This is a genomic window from Paenibacillus polysaccharolyticus (assembly GCF_023714295.1).
In the GTDB taxonomy this organism is placed as follows: Bacteria; Bacillota; Bacilli; order Paenibacillales; family Paenibacillaceae; genus Paenibacillus; species Paenibacillus polysaccharolyticus_A.
This window is the reverse complement of sequence record NZ_JAMAUN010000001.1, coordinates 523,615-544,910: the sequence shown is the minus strand read 5'-3', so window position 1 is coordinate 544,910 and position 21,296 is coordinate 523,615. Positions and strand designations below refer to the sequence as shown.

Here is a 21,296-nt window from a genome sequence, read left to right as displayed (position 1 = left end):
ATATACTTGTTTCCTCATACTAAAGAAAATTACTATGTTTAAAATTTGCTCTAAGATACTCTTTATTTAATGAAGATGACGGGAGAGAATACAAAAAGACAGACTCAGATCTGCTCCAAGCCTGTTTTTCTATGACTACCCTTTATTGTACTTTGCCAAATTATCTATTTGCCTCTTACATCACATTTTGAATAGGCGTGCCTAAGTCATCTGATGAACAGACCAGAAAATCCCGTTCGTCGCACCGCTACCTATGTTGAGTGAAATGGTCAGACCGTTCGCAGCATAGAACAGCCCGATGACGTCACCTGCATTTAAAGCCACTTCCACCGCCAATGTAACAGAACTGCTACCAAGCACAGCTCTAAGGGTGAGCAGCGTAACAGCTACATTCAAAACGGGCAACAGTCCACTCACTAATGTTGTGACGGTTGGCGATGTTCTCTGAACCAGAAAAGCCGGATTTACTCCTGCACCCAGAGAAAGAGCAATGGCCGCGGTTGTTGCATAGTTAATTGTGGCTTCAATTGAATATCTCCCTGTCGTTGGAATCGTATAGTTCCCTGTTGTTGCATTAAAGTTGGGGCTACTATAGAACGGACTGGCTGTCGACCAGTTTGTTAATTGTGTACTTGTAGACGTAGTCAGATTGGCAAGAAAAGCCGAAAATCCTTCGCTTGCAAAATTAGGACCAGTCGCTCCGGTGACTCCTGTTGTACCCGTAGCTCCGGTGGCTCCGGTGGCTCCGGTGGCTCCGGTAACTCCTGCTGTGCCTATCGCACCAGTTGCTCCGGTAACTCCTGCCGTGCCCGTCGCACCAGTTGCTCCGGTAACTCCTGCCGTGCCTGTCGCACCAGTTGCTCCGGTGACTCCTGCCGTGCCCGTCGCACCAGTTGCTCCCGTAACTCCTGCCGTGCCTGTTGCTCCGGTAGCTCCAGTAACTCCTGCCGTGCCCGTCGCACCAGTTGCTCCCGTGACTCCTGCCGTGCCTGTTGCTCCGGTAGCTCCAGTAACTCCTGCCGTGCCCGTCGCACCAGTTGCTCCGGTAACTCCTGCCGTGCCTGTTGCTCCGGTAGCTCCAGTAACTCCTGCCGTGCCCGTCGCACCAGTTGCTCCGGTAACTCCTGCCGTGCCCGTTGCACCAGTTGCTCCGGTAACTCCTGCCGTGCCCGTCGCACCAGTTGCTCCGGTAACTCCTGCCGTGCCCGTCGCACCGGTAGCTCCGGTAACTCCTGCCGTGCCTGTCGCACCCGTTTCTCCCGTGACTCCTGCCGTGCCCGTCGCACCGGTAGCTCCGGTAACTCCTGCCGTGCCTGTCGCACCCGTTTCTCCCGTGACTCCTGCCGTGCCCGTTGCTCCGGTAGCTCCAGTAACTCCTGCCGTGCCCGTCGCACCGGTAGCTCCGGTAACTCCTGCCGTGCCCGTTGCTCCAGTAGCTCCAGTAACTCCTGTTGCGCCAGTTTCTCCTGTGAATCCTGTCGATCCCGTCGCACCCGTTACTCCGGCCACTCCAGTTATTCCGGTTGTTCCGGTCGCACCCGTGGCCCCGACCAACCCAGCAACTCCGGTTACACCTGTTGCACCAGTCTCTCCCGTGAATCCTGTCGATCCCGTCGCACCCGCTACTCCGGCCACTCCAGTTACTCCGGTTGCACCTGTTGCACCCGTTTCCCCCGTGACTCCAGTCGACCCTGTCACACCCGTGGCTCCGACCACTCCAGTAGCTCCGGTTACTCCTGTTACACCTGTTTCTCCTGTGACTCCAGTTGTTCCTGTCACACCCGTAACTCCGGTCACCCCAGTGACCCCGGTTGCTCCTGTTGGGCCAGTTTCTCCTGTGACTCCCGTTGTTCCCGTCGCACCCGTTACTCCGACCTCTCCAGTTACCCCAGTTGCTCCTGTTGGGCCAGTTTCTCCTGTGACTCCAGTTGTTCCCGTCGCACCCGTGGCCCCGGTCACCCCAGTGACCCCGGTTGCACCTGTTGCACCAGTCTCTCCCGTGACTCCAGTCGGTCCGGTCGCACCCGTGGCTCCGGACACCCCAGTTACTCCGGTTACTCCAGTGACCCCGGTAGCACCTGTTGCACCCGTTTCTCCCGTGACTCCAGTCGGTCCCGTCGCACCCGTGACTCCGGTTACTCCAGTGACCCCGGTAGCACCTGTTGCACCTGTCTCTCCTGTGACTCCAGTCGGTCCGGTCGCACCCGTGGCTCCGACCTCTCCAGTTACCCCGGTTGCTCCTGTTACTCCAGTTTCTCCTGTGACTCCAGTCGATCCAGTCACACCCGTGGCCCCGACCAACCCAGTAACTCCGGTTGCACCTGTTGCACCCGTTTCTCCCGTGACTCCAGTCGGTCCGGTCGCACCCGTGGCTCCGGACACCCCAGTGACCCCGGTTACTCCTGTTGGGCCAGTTTCTCCTGTGACTCCAGTTGTTCCCGTCGCACCCGTTACTCCGACCTCTCCAGTTACCCCAGTTGCTCCTGTTGGGCCAGTTTCTCCTGTGACTCCAGTTGTTCCCGTCGCACCCGTTGCTCCGATCTCTCCAGTAGCTCCGGTTACTCCTGTTACACCTGTTTCTCCTGTGACTCCAGTTGTTCCTGTCACACCCGTAACTCCAGTCAACCCAGTGACCCCGGTTGCTCCTGTTGAACCCGTTTCTCCCATGACTCCAGTCGGTCCCGTCGTACCCATTAACCCGGCCACCCCAGTCGCGCCTGTTACCCCTGTCTCTCCTGTGACTCCAGTTGTTCCCGTCACACCCGTGGCTCCGACTTCTCCAGTAGCTCCAGTTACTCCTGTTACACCTGTTTCTCCCGTGACTCCGGTCGGGCCCGTCGCACCCGTCACCCCAGCCAACCCAGTGGCTCCAGTTCCACCTGTTGAACCCGTTTCTCCCGTGACTCCAGTCGGTCCGGTCACACCCGTGGCCCCGGACACCCCAGTAACTCCGGTTGCTCCGGTTGCACCCGTTTCTCCCGTGACTCCAATCGGTCCGGTCGTACCCGTGGCCCCGACCAACCCAGTAACTCCGGTTGCTCCGGTTGCACCCGTTTCTCCCGTGACTCCAGTCGGTCCGGTCGCACCCGTGACTCCGACCTCTCCAGTTACCCCAGTTGCTCCGGTTGCACCAATTTCTCCTGTGACTCCAGTTGTTCCCGTCACACCCGTTACTCCAGTCCCTCCCGTAACTCCAGTCGTTCCGGTTGCACCAGTGGCTCCGGCTAACCCAGTTACTCCAGTTGCGCCTGTTGTACCGGTTTCTCCCGTGACACCAGTTATTCCCGTTGCACCTGTTGCGCCAGTTTCTCCTGTAACTCCAGTTGGTCCGGTCGCTCCTGTTACTCCGGCCAATCCATTAATCCCGGTTGGACCTGTTACCCCCGTCTCTCCTGTAACTCCAGCCGGTCCGGTTGCACCCGTGACTCCGGCTAACCCAGTTACCCCGGTTATTCCCGTCGCCCCAGTCTCTCCTGTTACTCCAGTCGGTCCGGTTGCACCCGTGGCTCCGGCCACCCCAGTTACCCCAGTTGCACCTGTTGCGCCAGTTTCCCCCGTGATCCCAGTTATTCCGGTCGCACCCGTGGTTCCGGCCGCTCCAGTAACCCCAGTAGCGCCTGTTGCCCCAGTCTCTCCATCGACTCCAGTCAGCCCCGTCGCACCCGTTACTCCGACTTCTCCTGTTGCACCTGTCACTCCAGTTACCCCAGTTACACCCGTTACCCCTGTTTCTCCCGTGACTCCAGTTGTTCCGGTCGCACCCATGGCCCCGGCTAACCCAGTAACCCCGGTAACGCCAGTTTCTCCCGTGGCTCCGGACACACCAGTAACTCCGGTAGCACCTGTTGCCCCTGTTTCTCCTGTAACTCCAGTCGGTCCGGTTACACCAGTGGCTCCATTATCTCCTTTTAATCCCATCTTTCCTCGAAAGCCTCTCGGCCCCCTAAGATAAAGAGGGACACATCTTTTCTTCTTTTTAACTTTATGTTTATTTTTTCTATGAGATTTTCTTTTTTTTACTAACATCAACCTTACTTTTGACTTCTTTTGACCATTTCGCCGTGCTCTGTTAGTTAAAGATAACTTACGCTCTTGTTTAGATGTACCACTCACAAAACAACCCTCCCTTACATAAAAGTACTTATCCGCTGTTGTATTTATATACTTTATGTCTAAGACTGGCTAAGTGAGCCGCCTAATTGACAGGGATTCCTTGGATTTGGAGCGCCCTTCCCTTAACGTAAAAAAACAGCTACCTGCGGAGAGTAAAATACACCGACTGTAACTGTATTTTTTATAAACCAAGTTTTTTAATCATCCGATTTCAAAAGCATGCGCCATCGCGATTCTGAATCTAGTTTTGGACAAGTGTTACAATAGCCATGGGCAGAACTGCCGCTACCCACTTGATACGCCAGACAGCAATACCTGCGGAGCAAAAGTGGAGGACCCTCCCATTCCGGATGTTCAAAGCGTTGCAACCGAGTGGAAAATGTATTATCGGTTGACTCCTCTAGCCATACATGTGCATCATGCTTAATGAGCTCAAGACGCTTATCCGTCTTCCATATCGCGTGATCTTCGATCACTCGTGTAAGCAATTGTTGTACATTATGTGCCACCAGTGCATGCATAACCCTTGTGTTTGCTCCTGTTGCCGCAGCAACTGATTCGAAAATACGTCCCAGGTGCAGCTGCAAACGATCCCGTAGCATACTGATTTCTGTCCTGCGCTGAGCCAACACCTCACTAGTTGGGGCTATATTTGCCCCAAGCCCCAGTCCTGAACCATTGTCTAGACTTCTTTCCAACCGGGTCTCATAGCGCATGCTGCCCGTGCCATTCATTTCGAATCGGACTACATCATCCTTGATATTCAGAAGAGTATCATACAGAGTGCAAGCTGCGATTACAGCCATAACCCATACCGAATATCGCTTGGCAAATAGAGTACCTACCGCCACACTTCCTGTGCCGCCATGATCGAGTCCTTGTTGGATCGCTTGTTCTTGCAGTATCAGTTCTCTCTTCTCTTCATGCAACAAATCACTGACACCAAAAGCATATTTGAGAGTCTCATCTACTCCACGGATACTCGTCACAAAAGACGATTCCAAAACAGCCACCATCTGTTCATGGTCATTCCCTGAATAAAGTACCATCTATTGAATCATATCTTTAATTTCATTTAATATTTCGATTCGTCCTATAGCTCCCCATCCTTTAAACAACCAGAAGGAATCGGTTTGATAGACCTGACCAGTTACAACAGCCGGGACGTTTTTCCAAAGTGAGCTTTCTTTCATCTTACTTAAATAATCCTGGGCATTGGGATCTGCTTCAAGCACAACATAATTGGCATCGATATCTGCTATCTTCTCCATAGACAGATCCTCACGTTGTTCTGCAGGTGTCACTGCAGAAGGTTCAAACCCAAGATCATGATACAAGAGCGTGTTGGTTGGGTGACCTGTTGCTGCATAAATCTGCAGGTTCTTCTCCCTTACTCTTAGGTAAGCCAGTTTTTTCTGATCCAATTGCTCTATTTTAGCTTTAAGTTGATCCGCTTGTTGCTCTACTTCCGCGATTTTTTCTTTAGCCAGATCAACCTTGTTGTACATTCCAGCAATAGTCAGTAAATCTTGAGTCCAATACTCTGTATCGCCGTTGTAATCCATCCAATCGTCACCTAATACAATCGTAGGAGCAATTTTCTCCAACTGATCATATGAATTTTCAGCTGTTCGACTCTCAATTACAATCACATCCGGATCAATCTGAACAATGGCTTCAAGATTGGGACTATCTGCCGAACCTACCGTTGGAACCCCTTGAAGCTGATCTGCCAGATAAGGCAAGTAATCTCCACCGTAGCGTATTTCTACATTAACACCAGCAGGTTTCTCACCAATGGTAAGCATGTGATCAATATAAGCAGCAGATAACACAACCATACGCTCTATTTTTTGGGGTACAACCGAAGTACCCTTTAGGTGTTTAATTGTTTGTGTGCTCTTCTCTTCCACCGTGGTTGCCTGTTTTGAAGATGTTGCATCTGTTGCTTCCGTTGTCGACTTACCACATGCTACTAGAACGAGCATGAGCAGGGACAACAAGATCATATAGGCTCTTCTCTGTCTTAGCATTTCGTTTTAATTCCCCTTCTCTACTTAATAATAATAATCATTATCATTATGGTAGAAAAAAGCAAACAAGCTTTCCATGGATTATTCCACTCTCTTTACGTGTAATATATCACCCTACGATAACACCAAGCTGCTTGGCCACATACTTCATAGCCCTTACACGCCCGGTTGGACCCAGCGTTTGGAAGAACATATCCCCTGCATCATACACACGACCTTCCTGTACAGCCTTGGATGTTATCCATCCATCAGATTTTAACAAACGTTGAAATTGTGTTCTCGCTTCTGCTGTCGGATCCACCATAACAAATAGATGATCCGCGTTGTATAGCTGAACATCATTGATGTTCATCTCCACAGCCCACTGTTCGCTTGGGTAATTCTCTGGCATATGTAATCCCATATCATCATACAGCAAGGAACCGGTCTGATTATGCAATCCATACATCCGATAGAATTCGGAGGAAACGCGGATAAACATTGCCGACTGCTTCCCCCATTCGGAGTGAATACGTTTTTGAAGAACATGACTTAAATTCGCATGCTGTTCGATCCAGCGAATAGCATATTCATTCCGTCCCATGATATCCGCCATATACAGCAAGCTTTCGCCAACTTGATTCGTGTGTTTAAGGATTGCTGTAGGAGCAATATGATGCAGAGATTCATTCGGCTCCATACGATCACTTGTAATGATCAAATCCGGCTGCAATCCCCTCAACTTATCATAGTTCTGACCGGAACTGTCCAGAATAAGTCCTTGCGGAGAACTTGCTGGATGAGCAGACATCAGGGCAGGATGAGCCACTCTCTGAACATAAGATAAAGCAGACACAGGTTTCAACCCGAGGGTTAGAACAACGTCATCCAGCCCATAGTATAATGTTGCAATACGGCTAACTTTATTTTTCATATACAATGTTGGAGCTACACCTTCATTTTTCTTAAACACCCGGCTGAAATAGTGTTCGTCCTTATATCCGACCTTCTCCGCGATGATCTTGATCTTATCTGTAGAAAACAATAGCTGTTTGGCCTTAGTCATCCGTTGTTTCTGTATATAGTCCGTCGGTGTCATCCCAAATTGACGTTTGAATGTTCTTATAAAATGATTCACACTAAGTCCTGCCAGGCGGGCCATGTCATGCATTCGAATATCCTTCGTATAGTGATTTGTCATATAATTTATGGCCAAGTTCATTCCAACCTGAGGTTGAACATAGGATTTAACAGAATTCATCAACTGAATTAGCAGCTCGTGCACAAGATACTTCTTGCCTATGTTGTCTGATTCTGCTGCAGTGAAGCTTCTATACATTAATCGATCCATTCTTTCTTGAATATCTCGCCTATAGGATGAAAGTTCAAGCTTGCCTGTAACAGGAAAATCAAATGGCTTCGTGTGCCAAACATTGTGTGATCGGACAAGTTCAACACCGGAAAATAAAATGAGCTGAACTCGGATAGGGGCTTCTATATCTGTCTGTAACTCCACGTTCATGCCTGGACTAAGCACAAACCAATCGTCACTGGACAATGTATGCATTACGTTATCAATTGTCAAAGTCCCTTTGCCATCCATTACTCTGCATACGGTGAATCTTCTCCATATCCTGTGCAGTGGTTCCCCTGAAATACACGCGTAATGGCAGATGTGAACAGAAGAAAGATATAGTTGCTCCATCCTTTTCATCCAGTCAGTCCTTTCCATGATAACTCCCTTTCCATATGGTAAGCCTCTACTTCTCACCAAATTAATTATGTAATTTACTTTTCATTAGCAAAATCCGACACTTTTTTATTTAATTATAGTTTGAATGATAATAATTCTCAACAAAACTCATGCCGAGTTAAATTATTCGTTTAGGGACAACCTATATTATTAACCTCTCCTTTTTATGAACATCTACGTTAAAATCGTTTAAAAAAATCCATTTTTTCTTTTTTTCAACCTGTTGCATTCTCATCTATGACATGTTATATTAATTGAGCCATCAATGATTGATATATCAACTATTGATCCATCAACGATTGAGAGAGCTACAGAATCATGAAGCAATGGCATTGTATACTGGCAACTTTAATTATTTGTTAACATACGCCGTTGTTGATTGGATTCACCCGGGAGGTCTAGTCATGACACGTATGGTTTCCAAAGAAGAGCAGATCATTAACCTGCTGAATGTGCTGGGGAACAAAATCAGTCCCAAGTTCGAACGCTGTACCGGGATCAGTTCCTCTCGTTTTGAAATTCTGCACGAGCTGGATCAGGTAGATGAGATCAACCAATCCATGCTCCAGAAGATCATTAACATCGACAGTGCAGCAATTACACGCCACCTGAAACAACTTGAAGCGGACCAGATGGTTACAAGACGTAAAAATCCTGAGGATAATCGGGTAACTTTTGTTCGTCTAACGGATCATGGGCGCAAACAAATTGAAGGATATAAAACAGAGAAAACCAATTATATCCATCAGATTCTGGATGGTTTCAGTGAAGATGAGATTCAGGCACTGGCCGATTTCTTGGAACGTATGCAAAACAATTTTTAAACCATATATAGAGGAGAGATTTCCATGTCTACAACACAAAGCAAATTCCAAAAAACAAATGATTTTAACGAAATTACGTACGGTCGTCGTTCCGTCAAATTGTATGATCCAGAAGTGAAAATCAGCCGTGAAGAAATGACTGAAATTTTGGCAGAAGCTTCTCGCGCTCCATCTTCCGTAAACATGCAACCTTGGCGTTTCCTTGTTGTTGATACACCTGAAGGAAAAGAAAAGCTCGCACCACTTGCAAAATTCAACCAAAATCAAGTGCTGACTTCTGCTGCTGTTATCGGTGTGTTTATTGATATGAAAAACGGCGAGTACTTGGAAGAGATTTTTGGTAAAGCTGTGGAGCATGGATTTATGCCAAAAGAAATCGCTGAACAACAAGTTAAAGTGGTTAAACCTTATTACGACAATATGCCTGCGTCCGATCTGCGTGACGTTAATCTGATCGATGCTGGTCTGGCTTCCATGCAATTGATGCTGGCTGCACGTGCTCACGGTTACGATACAAACCCAATTGGCGGATACGAAAAAGCTCAAATCGCTGAAACATTCGGCATGGATAAAGACCGTTATCAACCGGTTATGCTGATCTCGATCGGTAAATCTGCAAAAGAAGGTCACCCATCATACCGTCTGCCTGTAGATACAATTACAACTTGGGCTTAAGCTAAGCAAGTTTAACAGGTGTTATTATAGATTGCTCAAACTGCTTCTTAAGATGAAACACAGAAACGTTATTGTCTTGTATTAATTAAATCTATTTGTAAACATACAACTATCTGGAGGTCACAACTATGATTATCATTCACGCACATTTGCAAGTACAAGCCGCTCAAGAACAAGCTTTCCTGGCTGCTGCCAAAGAATTGATCGCTGCGACACGTCAAGAGGAAGGCAACATCAGCTATGATCTGGTGAAAAGCACAGAACATGAGCAAAGCTACACGATGATCGAGCTGTGGAAAGATGAGCCAGCAACCGCTGCTCACAACTCTAGTGCTCACTTCCAAGCGTTTGTTCAACAAGCTGCGGCATTCATGGCTGCACCAATGAACGTTGAAGTGTTTGCCGGCGAAGCCGTTAAACAATAATACAACTAAAAGGAACCGTTTGGATCTCACCCAGAGGTGATTTTCAAGCGGTTCTTTTGCATGTTAAACAGCAGGAAATGGTGCAACAATTCCCATGTTCCTCCTGAAATGGTACAATGATATAGGTGACATACATAATATTTCGGAGGTATATGCTGATGAAAATGAAAAAAGGACTACTTTCAGGTTTCCTGGCTCTGGCTTTAACTTCCACTCTTCTCGCATCCACAAATGTAAGCGCAAACAATACTACCGATTCACGCTCTCCTCTCTCCTATTCCCTTGTAACCAAAGGTTATGACTGGGGTCCTGGTATCTACAAAATCATTCTGGATACGGGCGTAGCCATTCAAGGAAATACACTGAACAAAGACACGTTCAAGGTTCTTGCGGAACGTAATTATCCAATGATTAATTTTCAAACGCAGCAAAAGTATGATGGCTCAGACAGCAGTAGTAGAACGATCGAGAGAGCTTATCTTTCGGACAAAGACGGCAATAAAACCTCCCTCTCCACAGGACAATATATTACGATGGAGATGAAAGTCCATCCCGATCTAATGACAGCAAGCCCGTTTATGTTTGACCTGCAGTCATTTACCAATAAGTATGTTGACCTTCAATATACGATTGTTCAGCAAAAATCCCTTCAAGATACCATGGGCAATGCCGTTGAGCATTTGACTACAAGGCCAGACACCCCGCATACCATGATCGAACAAGGTGTCGACGTGTTTGATACTTCCGGCAAATTCAGTTACAAGGACTCCGAGTTCGGTCAGATTAATCTAACGTACGCTTCCTATATGCCGGATACCAGCAAGAAAAAACCGTTGGTCATCTGGCTTCATGGTGCCGGTGAAGGAGGCACGGATCCGCGAATTGCCCTGCTGGGTAATAAAGTGACCGCTTTAGCCGATGAATCGATTCAGAAGTATTTTGGTGATGCCGCTGTATTGGTGCCCCAGACTCCAACCTTCTGGATGAATGACGGAACCGGGCAATATACCAAAGACGGAAAGAGTATGTATACGAGATCGTTAACTGCGTTGATCAAACAATATGTGAAACAGCATGCTACGGACATTGATACAGACCGAATCTACATTGGTGGGTGCTCCAATGGCGGATTTATGACTCTGAACATGCTACTTGCGAACCCGGATTACTTTGCAGCCGCTTATCCTTCCGCAGAAGCGTACGAGGATCGTTTGTTGATCAAACAGGATATTGCCAAACTGAAAAATATTCCGATCTGGTTCACGGCTGCAGGAGCGGATCAGACGGTGGATACGTCGAAAACGTCAACAGCTACCTACAAACGCCTGATTGCTGCGGGAGCTAAAAATGCTCATTACTCCTATTTTGATAAGGTACTGGATATGAGCGGGGTATACACCAAAGGAAACGGTGATAACACGTCATATGAGTACAACGGACACTGGTCCTGGATTCCTGTTTTGAACAATGACATTTCCAAAGACTTCAATGGTAGTCCTGTGAAAATCAAAGGTAAAAGCGTAACGCTTATGGAGTGGCTGGCTAACCAGAAAAAGTAACTGGTCAGTGCCTGTCTACTTCGCAGGAGCCGCACCAAGCGGCTCCTTTTCTATTACATCCTTTTTTTCGATTAGACCATTTCGATCGATCCCGCTTCCTTTTATATAACTATAGGCCACGTGCCGGAGGAATACTTTGCGGGTTGTTGAACACATTTTGGGGATCGTATTTGGCTTTGACTCTGCGTAATCTCGCGTAGTTCCCCCCGTAGTACACCGGACCTGAGCGTTTGATGCCTTGATCCGGTACATTAATGTAGGAACCGACGATGTAAGGCTGTAATTTTTGGCGTGTGTTACGCACAATGGCAATATTTTTGGCTGCCTGGGACGGTTTCGTCCAGGAGCTGTTCCATTCCACATAGAACTTGGCTTTACGCCAGTAGAATGCTGTAGATGTAGGTGATTTACGACTGACAGCTCCGCCCCAGTTGAGGAAAAAGAATCCGGCGAATTCGCCTTCCACATTTTCCAGAAACGCTCGCATCGATTTGATCGCCCGATCCGGGAACGGCTTTCGTCCAAATCCGGAAGAAAATTGATTGCTGTACCTCTGAGTAAGTACAGGATCTGGAGGTAGAAGAAAAGTAACGGCCTCTGTGTAAGGCACTGAACGTATGATCGTCTGGGATGGTGTACCCGTGCTGGTCATCGGCTTTAACAAACGCAATGCCTCGGATTTCGAACCCAGAAACAAACCTTCCATACTGACATTGCCGCCTTTTTTGGGACCTATGGACAGTTCACTCCCCAGCCGGGTATCAACGGAAGGTGCCCACTTTTGCCATACTTTGAGTACCTTCTCGAACTGAGCCCAAGGCCAGGTGATCCGATATACTGTGGCTCTAGCTGGTGCCCGGCGTACTTTGAATTTGTAACGGGTATAGACTCCAAAGTTTCCTCCTCCACCACCTTGCGATGCCCAGAACAGATCTGCGTTACATTTTTTGCTCGCACGAATGATTTTCCCGTTGGCATCCACCATCTCGAATTCGAGCAGATTATCACTGATCAAACCGATCGTTCGTTGAAGAGGTCCGATCCCTCCCCCAAGCGTAATACCACCTATACCAACGGTTGGACTATCCCCGAATGGAGCGATGAATCCCTGACGTGCGAGTGTATGTGCAATTCGCCCAACCCGATTACCTGCTCCTACAACCACGGTTCCTGTTTTTTTGTTCAGCTTGATGGTGTTCAGATCACTGACATCAATGACAATCCCGCCGTTCACCTGTGACAGATTAACCTCAAGCGCATGTCTTCCGCTTCGCGGCCGAATCGGTACGTTGTTCTCACGAGCCCATTTGATGGCATTGGAGACATCTTTCGTTTTTTGAGCAAAAACGAAGACTTTAGGATACCTGTCGGTATGCGGGTCCCAGTTTTTACGTGCTGCCTCATACCCTGGGTCCCCTTTAAAAATGACACGTCCGGTTAGTTTTGTTTTACTGTTGGTTTTCACACATCCCACTCCCTGCGTTTAGCATCGTTATACAGCATTTCTGCATTAGGCATTTTATACTGTATGAACGACATTCGCGGAGGGCATGGGCTGTAGAATGTCCTATACGCAAAAAAATCCCCTTAAAGCCTATAGACCGCGCTGTAAGGGAATTAATTATCATTTCGTAATTTTCATCAACTATCCGGCTCGATTTTAATGAGTTTACGCGGTTCTTGTTCTTTTTCACCATACCAGACAAGCACATCAGCGAACAGATCCATGATACGAATAAAGCTTTTTTTGTCGGCTTCCGTAATCTGATCTGCGAGCTTAAATATATCATCAAAACAAAGCTCTCGAACAAATGCGGTGTACTTCGTGTATACTTCTCGACCTTTGGCTGACGGTTTGACATAAATATCTTTGCGGTTACCACTCAGATGATATTTTTCAAGCAGTCCTTTTTCGGTCAGATTTTTCACATTTTTAGAAAAGGTACTGCGGCTAACGCCCAAACGAGCAGCCATCTCGGACATCTTCTCTTCCTGATCCTCTGCTTCCAGAATGTATTCAAGCGTCTGAATCTGAGCTGCAGAGAATGTCATATCTGTTCCGTAGCTTCGTTGCAGCTTGTAGGTGTTCGAGTAAGCATTGCCGTATTTGATGATTTTCTCGACAAGCTCCCGATGGTCACCCATCCAATCTAATTTCATACGTAATCCCTTTCTTCTTCGAATTCTCTCTCTACTACTCTACTGAAATCAGATTCGTTTTTCAATCCATGAGATCGCTTCTTCAATCACGTCATCCCGTGACGTTTCATTAAAAATTTCATGCATGAGATGTGCATAGATTTTCAGCGTTTTATCTGTCGAAGCGATATCTCCGTAGAAGTCACGGGAGTCCTTTTCGCTAACCAGCCCATCATTCGCTCCGTGTAACACAAGCACCGGATCAACGAATTGCTCCGCATGTTCTTTCAGCCATTCTACTCCATCCCCCAGACTGTTAAACAAGTCTACGGAAATCTGCTTTTCTACCAGCGGGTCATTAGCGTAAGCGGATACAACCTCAGGAACGCTGCACACGCCGCTGCCAAGTTCATTCGGAAAATATGTGCCTGCTGGCAGAGCCATCGGCAGTTCTCCAGCCACTTTCGTATTAAATCGAGTAAGCGCTCCCGACAAAACAATGCCTTTTACTTTTCCCGGATACTTCGTTCCAAACGATGATGATGCAAACCCGCCCATACTATGTCCAATAATATACAGCGGCGTATCTCCGCTCTCTTGCAAAGCCGTCTCCACTACAGCATTAACATCATCAATCAAATGATGAAAATCACTGTAAAATGTGCGCTGGCCCTCCGATCTCGCATGACCCCGATGGTCAAAACGAAATACGTTGAAACCACGGCCGTTCAATTTCTCTGTCAAATAATCATATCGGCTGGCATGTTCTGCCAATCCGTGTACAATGACTACGGCTGCTTTCGCATTCTCCACTGAATTTTTGCTGAAATAAAGCTGTGTGCCGTCAAAGGATTTAAGTGTTGTTTCGATGATGCTCATCATGTATCCCATCCTTTTCCCATATTTTTATGTCCGTTATAAATAATTTTGTTTCTTACAGAAACAATATACCATCCTTATGAAGCGTTGTCCACGGATTTTTAAAGCGTTTACAATTAATTTTTATGCTCATTATGACCTGCAACGACGACGAGTGAATTCACTCATTGAACCCGTTATGATACTGGGCTATTCTCTAGCACTCGGAACGATCAGCTTGGCTTTCCCTGTGTGGATCAATGCGACTTGGCTTCATCTCACACTGGCTATCTGCACAGTCGCCGTTAGTTTCCTCTGTTTAAGATCACTTCCGGGGCTTGCTTGCAAAATAATGGCACTTACAGCTACTGAACAGGCTATACCATAATTTATTTTCCTAAAAAATCCCCTGCAATTCATCGGAGTCACTACAGCACCCAGCATGATCTCGATGTTTATTTCAGGGGCTTCTCATTTCGGGCTCAGCTTGTTGCCTCAGGTTGTTGCTTCTGAGAATGTTTTTTCTTCCTGTTGCGAATCATTGCCACAATCCATAACAACAGTGGAATTAAAATAAAAACAACGGGCAGGTTAAACGGTACGGCTACAAGCTTCGGAAAAAGAATAGAGCTATCCACAAAGTTCCGTGGCAGCATAGATAGTATGATGGCAATTGGAGATGCGATAAAGATGAAGCTCCGCCAACGTTTAACCCCTAGCCACTGGGCAGTCCCGTAAGATGCTGCAAACAGATATAAAGACACCTTGATAAAAATCCCCATGATCCAGATCGCAACGACGATCGCATCGAGATTTTGCAGGAAACCAAAGGAAATAAAACGGACCAGATTAAGAAACGGATAGGTCTGTCTGGATGCCGTAGAATAACCAAAGATAGCAATACATTGCATCGCTGAAAGTAACGTGAAGAGACCAGCTACAACAGAACCTAAAAGAGCACCCCTCACCCCTTTTCGTGGATCAGCCACAAAGGGGAGAATCATCATGAGCAATATATTATCGCCTAGGAATGAGGCTGTTGGCAATGCTCCCTTAAGCAACACGGAAAACGTATTGTCCATAATAATCGGTTGCAGGTTATCAAGTTGGATTTGGGAAATATTGAGGAGCAAGGGCACCATAATACCAAGTAAGATGAGAGGGCCCAGTACCTCGCTGCATCTGGCCAAGACCTCGATACCCGCATACGTTACATAAGCCGCAACAATAAGCATGCCGATAATAGGGATGATGACTGGCGTCAATTGAAGGATGGTACCAATCATAAAATCGCCGTACTGTCGCAAGATAATCCCTAGCACTGTAAACCAATATAATACATAGATCAAAATAATCACATGCCCTAGAAACTTGCCCATAATTTTAGGTGCATAGCTGATAAGAGACTCATTGGGATACATAATGCTTATACGTGTCAGCACATAGGCAAGTCCTACGGAAAACATACTGGAGAGTAATATGGAAATCCAGGCATCCTGCTTGGCAACAGCAATGGACGGATTAATCGTAAGCAGGATGGTCATACCAATCTGCATCGTGGAAATCAGCCAAAAAACCTGATTACCACTGATTTTTTCCTTGTACATGAAGACCCTCCTCTCCCTATTGTTTCTGTTGGGTATTGAACATGCCTGGACGCAAAATATCCGCTTGTGCATTTACTGTAACTTTTAGTTCTGGAAAAATAGTGTCCCATTCCTTCTCGTGTTTTTTCCAAAGACGAGGATATTTACGGTGAAATGCACCAGCAAAATTAAAAATATCTGCTTTATATTTGGTTTTAGCTTCATGGATCGCCAGGTGAATACGTTCTTCAATATTTTCCTCCAACTGTTTTTCAATATTCTCCAAGCTATCAATGCTCTGATCAATGTTAGTCTCTGTTGTGTTCTGAATTAACTGATTTTTGCAATTCACATCAATTCTGATAGACCACTCTCCATTTTTGTACATCGGTATAATCTTGGATCGATTTCTCAACAGTTGCACCGATATGGTTCCCTTCGAATGCTCGGGTCGAATTGTAATAATCGCATTATTCATCTCATCCACCGCCCACAAGATACCACGAGTGATTCGGTTATCCGCTACACCTACCAACTTATGGTTGTGCATGATCGCTGTTCCGTTAATGTAACCAATGCCTTTGGATGGGTCATCTTGTCCCGGAGCTTGTAATATCTCGACCCAAGGGAGTAAAGCCGCTCTACTCTCATCCTCCAGCATCTCCATTAAATGTGCCATCGACGAGTTGATGCTCGTTTTGTTGACGGCCATCTCACGCAAAACTTCAGACGTATTTCGTTCCAGAATCGAATGTTTTTCTAATACTTCTCTGGCCTTTCCCTTGGTGACAAAAGTAAAAGCGCGTTCGCGCGGCTCGGAATCCCGCATGAGGAAGTCTAAATCATCCTTTAAGCCCTGCTCTACCTCTTCTGCACCAAATAAATAGACTTCGGAATGCCCCCAGAAAATTTTACGCGAAAACTTCATCTGCAATTGGGCCAGGGCATCTGCTATATTGACACCTTGAGCGGATTGCACAAACGTTGTGCCACTTCCACCCGTTGCTTCTCCCCCAGACTGACTGCTTTGAGTTGAACCTTGAGGGATAAAAATCTGAATACTCACTTCAATCGAGTTGTCACTTGCCTTATCAATGGCTACACCCGTTACAAGCGCAAGATCATTGATCTCCTTACGATCCCAACATCCAGCCAGCAGTGGAAAGAATAACAGAACAACCAACACTAGACAAAAATAACGCATCCACGGCTTCATGGCGAGGCTCCTTCATCCTCTTGATCCGGACGGTTATTGGAGGGTTGCCGAATTGCATTTTTTCGCCCTGTCAAACTTGGTCTCTTGAGATTAGCCCATATTGGCGACACCATGAAGCTGTCGAGCATTTCACTCCACTTCATTGGCGCAAGGGGCTGCAGATAGGGAACACCGAGCGAGCGTAAGGAACATAGATGAATAATGATGGCGATGACGCCAAGCATCAGACCGAGCAGTCCAAACATTCCTGACAGAAACATAATTGGAAAACGTAACAGACGAATAGCGATACCCGCGCTATATTGTGGCAGCAAAAAAGATGCGATACCGGTAATGGCAACCACCATAACCATTGGGGAAGAAACAAGACCAGCAGAGGTCGCTGCCTGTCCAATAACAAGCGCGCCAACGATACTGACAGCGGAACCGACCTGTTTGGGCAAACGTACGCCAGCTTCTCGCAGTGCCTCGAAGGAAACCTCCATGAGCAACGCTTCAATCAACGCAGGAAACGGAATCTCTTCCCGTGACTTCGCGATACTAAGCAACAATGAGGTGGGCACCATTTCCTGGTGAAATGTCAAAATGGCTACGTAAAGAGAAGGCAGCACCAGCGAAATAATCAGGAACAAAAATCGCAGCCAGCGAATGAAACTGCTTATGACATAACGTTGGTAATAGTCTTCCGGTGATTGTAACATCGCAAAGAAAGTCGTCGGGGCAATGAGACAGAATGGTGTGCCATCCACCATAATGCCGATTTTTCCTTCAAGGAGAGAAGCGCTGACTACATCCGGTCGCTCTGTAACCTGAATCTGCGGGAACGGAGAATAGGGGTGATCCTCGATCAATCCCTCGATATAACCACTTTCCAGCACACCGTCAATATCAATCCTCTTGATGCGGCTGTGAACCTCTTCAACTAATGCATGGCTAGCAATGCCGTCAATATGAGCAACAAGCACCGACGTTTTTGTATATCGCCCAACCTGAAACGGATCTAATTTTAGAGAAGGGTCTTTAATTTTACGGCGTAGCATCGAAGTGTTTACACTGAGTGTCTCTGTAAAACCTTCCCTTGGCCCGCGAATAATCGATTCTGCTGCTGGCTCCTCAATGCCCCTTTTCTGCCAACCAGCTACCCCAATGGCAATACCAAACGGCAGTTGATCTACAAGCAATGCGACACAACCGTTAGCGATATGGTTTAACAAATCCTCAAAGCTTGTCACGATGGTGAGCTGACTTGTGGTCACAATAGAACCTATGTATGCGAAGTCAATCTGAGATTTGTCCGTGCGGGCTTGTAAGAGCGGGGCCAAAACATGCAAATCCAGCAACGATTCATTGACCATTCCGTCAATAAACAACATAAACCCTTCTCTGCTGCCCGCAAGCGGAAATGTTCTGGTTTTGATATCTGTGGAATGGTTGTATATCGTTTGAACAATGTCCACATTCTCCGAAAGCACGGTGCTGAAGGGCATCGTTCGGTAATCCAAAACGTCGACCATCTGAACGCTCCTTAAATAGGAAAAATAGTTTATTCGTTCAATGTACAGCCTGGTAGCAAAATTCAATGTAAGGATATATTTTCCCCAATCGGATTTTTTATTCTTTTAGCGTGAAAAAACAGCAAATAAACCACTTCAAAATGAAGTGGTTTACGGATGGATTTATACCTCTAGCGTTCTATTTTCACATTGCCCACAAGATTCATTTCTTCAACAGCCGTTTTACCCGCAATTCGTCCAAACGTAAAGATGTCTGTCAAGGCATTACCGCCCAAACGGTTACCTGCGTGAATACCCCCTGCCACTTCTCCAGCAGCATATAGATGGGCAATCGGCTGGCCGTTCTCATTCAATACACGGGTTTCCGTATCAATCTTGATCCCGCCCATCGTATGGTGAACGGCAGGTTTTCTAGGCGTAGCGTAAAATGGCGCTTTTTCTACTTTTAAACTAAACGTATCCTTATGGAATTCGGGATCAAAGCCCGCATCCACATAAGAGTTATACTTATCAATTGTCGTTCTGAGTACCTGAGGGTCCATCCCTACTCTTACTGCCAGTTCTTCAATCGTATCCGCTTTAAACAGAGTCCCCGCTTCAACCTGCCGATCTATCTTCTCCTGGCTGGTATTCGCTGCGGTTTTCTTAATCTCGTCGTCAGCGATTAGATAAAATAAACTTCCCTGTTCGATGGCCGCTTTAGTCAAGACATCCCGTCCAGAAAATTCATTAACGAAACGCTCGCCTTTTTTGTTAACAATGACAAAGTTCTCAGGCGGTACTTGCAGTCCACTGAACAGTTCGCCAGTCTCCGGATCGGCTACAGGCATCATTTGTGTGAAACCCATGCCTGTTAATGCCGCGCCTGCACTCTTGCCAAGCGATATTCCATCCCCTGTCATCGCATAGGAATTCGTCGTTTTGATATCATCATCGATGTGGCTCCAGTACGTGTTATACTCCTTGAGCATCTGTGTATTTGCACCAAAACCGCCACTAGCAAGCACAACGGCTTTCGCATGAACGGTGATTTTCTGTCCGTTGACTCCAGTTGCAATAACACCTGCTATTTTTCCATCTTCGATGATGAGCTGTTTAACCGGACTATCTGTAATAATTTGACCGCCATTTTCTTCTACATACTTGCTAAGTGCGATGATAAAGGCAGAACCATAACTTTTGACAGGTTTATGACCACGTCGCCACAGGGCACCCACTGGAGCAAATACGATGCTCTTATCATATTCGACCCCGATATCTTCAAGCCATTGCACACTTTCCAGGGCACGGTCTGTAAGTACTTTAACCAAATCATACTGTCCATAGATCGTATTGCCATTCAAATCCGTTCGTTTGCCCCCAAAATACGTTTGCATTCTGTGAAGTAGCGGGGAATCGAATAAATAAGCCTTTTGTGTTCCGAACTTTTCCTGATATGCTGTAAACTCTTCTTTAAGAGCTTGGAAATCATCTATATATTCGGGATGAATTAAGCTCTCATCCGTACTTAATAAATTTTCAATGGTCTGTCTTTCACCTGGATTTTCATTAAACTGTTGCTGCCATAGAGGATCAGCTGCATTAACAGGACCACCCGAACGGATCGTGTTGCCCCCTACGGCTGGATATTTCTCCAGAACAATCGCACTTGCACCGTGTTGTAGAGCTGTTGCAGCAGCACTTAAACCCGCGCCGCCTCCCCCTACAACGACCACGTCACAAGTATATTCCTCATCATCTTTCATCTGGCTGCTGGCAGGTTTTGCACGTCTTTTCAGAATATCCGGATTCACGCCGGCAAGCTTAACTGCTTTGGCAACACCGTTGATGACCGCATTGCTCGTTTCAGAAGCACCGGAGAGCGCATCCACATTCAGTGTCTGTCCTTCAATAATTTTATTCGGAATTCTTACAAAAACAACATCGGCGATGCCCTCGGTTTCCCCCTTTGCATCAATATCGATACTCTCGATTCGGTTTGCACTAAAAGACACTTTCATCGGCAAATTCCCACTGTGACCAATGGCATTGACCTCATACACACCCGGTTTATAAGTAAACTCTTCTTCCTCATTCAACTGATTAGAAATTTTGGCAAAACGAAGGAAACGCAGGAAACATACTTCCAAGAAATCAATCGTTCCTTCATGATTCAGGTTGCCTGCTTCGTCAAACGCTTTATGTGCACTCCCCAGCAAAAACTCATACCCTGGCATCACATTAGCTTCAACACCCGGTGCATCCAGAATTTGACGAAGATGCAACTGGGCACGAGATGAACCTTGTGTTCCCTGTGACGCTCCAATGATCATAACGGGCTTCCCAGCCAGCGGATGGATTTCAAAGCTAAGCCATTCGAGCAGGCTCTTAAGGGATGAAGGGATGGAATGATTATATTCTGGAGTTGCAATGATGACGCCATCACTTGCGATAATTTTCTCATTAAACGATTGTATAATGGCACTGTTCGTCTGGTTATCGGATTGATTAAACATCGGCACATCGGTAATATCGAGAATTTCAATGGCTGCTCTGGACTCAAATTGTTTTTGCATGAACTGAAGCAGCTTGCGATTATACGATTTCTTTGCATTGGTGCCTACGATTGCTATGATTTTCATT

The 21,296-nt window shown here is 46.6% G+C and carries 15 protein-coding genes; 4 read left to right on the top strand and 11 right to left on the bottom strand.

The genetic code is table 11. The annotated features are described in order from the left end of the window. Nucleotides 1-201 precede the first annotated feature (201 nt). From M3629_RS28365 to M3629_RS02515, 4 genes are all read right to left on the bottom strand, one after another. Nucleotides 202-3,918 (bottom strand): beta strand repeat-containing protein, encoded by a 3,717-nt coding sequence (locus M3629_RS28365; protein ID WP_285888048.1) that lies wholly within the window; start codon nucleotides 3,916-3,918, stop codon nucleotides 202-204. Nucleotides 3,919-4,310: 392 nt separating this feature from the next. Continuing rightward, a complete protein-coding gene (locus M3629_RS02525; protein WP_251502765.1) occupies nucleotides 4,311-5,162 on the bottom strand; it encodes a (2Fe-2S)-binding protein in 852 nt (283 codons plus the stop codon). Then, nucleotides 5,163-6,146 (bottom strand): ABC transporter substrate-binding protein, encoded by a 984-nt coding sequence (locus M3629_RS02520; protein ID WP_251502764.1) that lies wholly within the window; start codon nucleotides 6,144-6,146, stop codon nucleotides 5,163-5,165. It lies immediately after the preceding gene. A 109-nt stretch (nucleotides 6,147-6,255) separates the two neighbouring features. Further along, a complete protein-coding gene (locus tag M3629_RS02515; protein ID WP_285888362.1) occupies nucleotides 6,256-7,830 on the bottom strand; it encodes an AraC family transcriptional regulator in 1,575 nt (524 codons plus the stop codon). Between the two features lie 452 nt (nucleotides 7,831-8,282). Between M3629_RS02515 and M3629_RS02510 the strand changes: the two genes are divergently transcribed. The 4 genes from M3629_RS02510 (at nucleotide 8,283) to M3629_RS02495 (ending at nucleotide 11,361) form a co-directional block, all read left to right on the top strand. Further along, a complete protein-coding gene (locus tag M3629_RS02510) occupies nucleotides 8,283-8,702 on the top strand; it encodes a MarR family winged helix-turn-helix transcriptional regulator (protein WP_251502762.1) in 420 nt (139 codons plus the stop codon). A 24-nt stretch (nucleotides 8,703-8,726) separates the two neighbouring features. Further along, entirely contained in the window at nucleotides 8,727-9,377 is a 651-nt protein-coding gene (locus tag M3629_RS02505) for a nitroreductase family protein (RefSeq protein ID WP_090920378.1), read from the top strand. Nucleotides 9,378-9,505: 128 nt separating this feature from the next. Further along, nucleotides 9,506-9,802: a putative quinol monooxygenase gene (locus M3629_RS02500; RefSeq protein WP_251502761.1), complete on the top strand. Its 297-nt coding sequence runs from the start codon at nucleotides 9,506-9,508 to the stop codon at nucleotides 9,800-9,802. A 158-nt stretch (nucleotides 9,803-9,960) separates the two neighbouring features. Next, nucleotides 9,961-11,361 carry a prolyl oligopeptidase family serine peptidase gene (locus tag M3629_RS02495; protein WP_251502760.1) on the top strand — a complete coding sequence of 467 codons (1,401 nt, stop codon included), beginning with the start codon at nucleotides 9,961-9,963 and terminating at the stop codon, nucleotides 11,359-11,361. A 109-nt stretch (nucleotides 11,362-11,470) separates the two neighbouring features. Here M3629_RS02495 and M3629_RS02490 read toward each other — a convergent pair whose 3' ends face one another. From M3629_RS02490 to M3629_RS02460, 7 genes are all read right to left on the bottom strand, one after another. Continuing rightward, nucleotides 11,471-12,826: an FAD-binding oxidoreductase gene (locus M3629_RS02490; RefSeq protein ID WP_251502759.1), complete on the bottom strand. Its 1,356-nt coding sequence runs from the start codon at nucleotides 12,824-12,826 to the stop codon at nucleotides 11,471-11,473. A 176-nt stretch (nucleotides 12,827-13,002) separates the two neighbouring features. Next, the gene (locus M3629_RS02485) at nucleotides 13,003-13,521 is read right to left on the bottom strand and encodes a MarR family winged helix-turn-helix transcriptional regulator (protein ID WP_090920366.1); all 519 of its coding nucleotides are present in this window, start codon (nucleotides 13,519-13,521) and stop codon (nucleotides 13,003-13,005) included. A 48-nt stretch (nucleotides 13,522-13,569) separates the two neighbouring features. Further along, the gene (locus M3629_RS02480; RefSeq protein WP_251504443.1) at nucleotides 13,570-14,379 is read right to left on the bottom strand and encodes an alpha/beta hydrolase; all 810 of its coding nucleotides are present in this window, start codon (nucleotides 14,377-14,379) and stop codon (nucleotides 13,570-13,572) included. A 461-nt stretch (nucleotides 14,380-14,840) separates the two neighbouring features. Continuing rightward, the gene (locus tag M3629_RS02475) at nucleotides 14,841-15,965 is read right to left on the bottom strand and encodes a GerAB/ArcD/ProY family transporter (RefSeq protein WP_251502758.1); all 1,125 of its coding nucleotides are present in this window, start codon (nucleotides 15,963-15,965) and stop codon (nucleotides 14,841-14,843) included. A gap of 16 nt (nucleotides 15,966-15,981) precedes the next feature. Further along, a complete protein-coding gene (locus M3629_RS02470) occupies nucleotides 15,982-17,160 on the bottom strand; it encodes a Ger(x)C family spore germination protein (RefSeq protein ID WP_251502757.1) in 1,179 nt (392 codons plus the stop codon). Further along, entirely contained in the window at nucleotides 17,157-18,674 is a 1,518-nt protein-coding gene (locus tag M3629_RS02465) for a spore germination protein (RefSeq protein WP_251502756.1), read from the bottom strand. The genes M3629_RS02470 and M3629_RS02465 overlap by 4 nt, the downstream gene beginning before the upstream one ends. A 170-nt stretch (nucleotides 18,675-18,844) precedes the next feature. Further along, complete coding sequence (locus M3629_RS02460) at nucleotides 18,845-21,295, bottom strand: flavocytochrome c (protein ID WP_251502755.1); 2,451 nt, start codon at nucleotides 21,293-21,295, stop codon at nucleotides 18,845-18,847. Nucleotide 21,296: the final 1 nt, after the last annotated feature.

Bases quoted from the DNA above. Each gene is read 5' to 3' on its own strand.
- M3629_RS28365 (WP_285888048.1), bottom strand. From the start codon at position 3,918: ATGGGATTAAAAGGAGATAATGGAGCCACTGGTGTAACCGGACCGACT.
- M3629_RS02525 (WP_251502765.1), bottom strand. From the start codon at position 5,162: ATGGTACTTTATTCAGGGAATGACCATGAACAGATGGTGGCTGTTTTG.
- M3629_RS02520 (WP_251502764.1), bottom strand. From the start codon at position 6,146: ATGCTAAGACAGAGAAGAGCCTATATGATCTTGTTGTCCCTGCTCATG.
- M3629_RS02515 (WP_285888362.1), bottom strand. From the start codon at position 7,830: ATGGAGCAACTATATCTTTCTTCTGTTCACATCTGCCATTACGCGTGT.
- M3629_RS02510 (WP_251502762.1), top strand. From the start codon at position 8,283: ATGACACGTATGGTTTCCAAAGAAGAGCAGATCATTAACCTGCTGAAT.
- M3629_RS02505 (WP_090920378.1), top strand. From the start codon at position 8,727: ATGTCTACAACACAAAGCAAATTCCAAAAAACAAATGATTTTAACGAA.
- M3629_RS02500 (WP_251502761.1), top strand. From the start codon at position 9,506: ATGATTATCATTCACGCACATTTGCAAGTACAAGCCGCTCAAGAACAA.
- M3629_RS02495 (WP_251502760.1), top strand. From the start codon at position 9,961: ATGAAAATGAAAAAAGGACTACTTTCAGGTTTCCTGGCTCTGGCTTTA.
- M3629_RS02485 (WP_090920366.1), bottom strand. From the start codon at position 13,521: ATGAAATTAGATTGGATGGGTGACCATCGGGAGCTTGTCGAGAAAATC.
- M3629_RS02480 (WP_251504443.1), bottom strand. From the start codon at position 14,379: ATGAGCATCATCGAAACAACACTTAAATCCTTTGACGGCACACAGCTT.
- M3629_RS02475 (WP_251502758.1), bottom strand. From the start codon at position 15,965: ATGTACAAGGAAAAAATCAGTGGTAATCAGGTTTTTTGGCTGATTTCC.
- M3629_RS02470 (WP_251502757.1), bottom strand. From the start codon at position 17,160: ATGAAGCCGTGGATGCGTTATTTTTGTCTAGTGTTGGTTGTTCTGTTA.
- M3629_RS02465 (WP_251502756.1), bottom strand. From the start codon at position 18,674: ATGGTCGACGTTTTGGATTACCGAACGATGCCCTTCAGCACCGTGCTT.
- M3629_RS02460 (WP_251502755.1), bottom strand. From the start codon at position 21,295: ATGAAAATCATAGCAATCGTAGGCACCAATGCAAAGAAATCGTATAAT.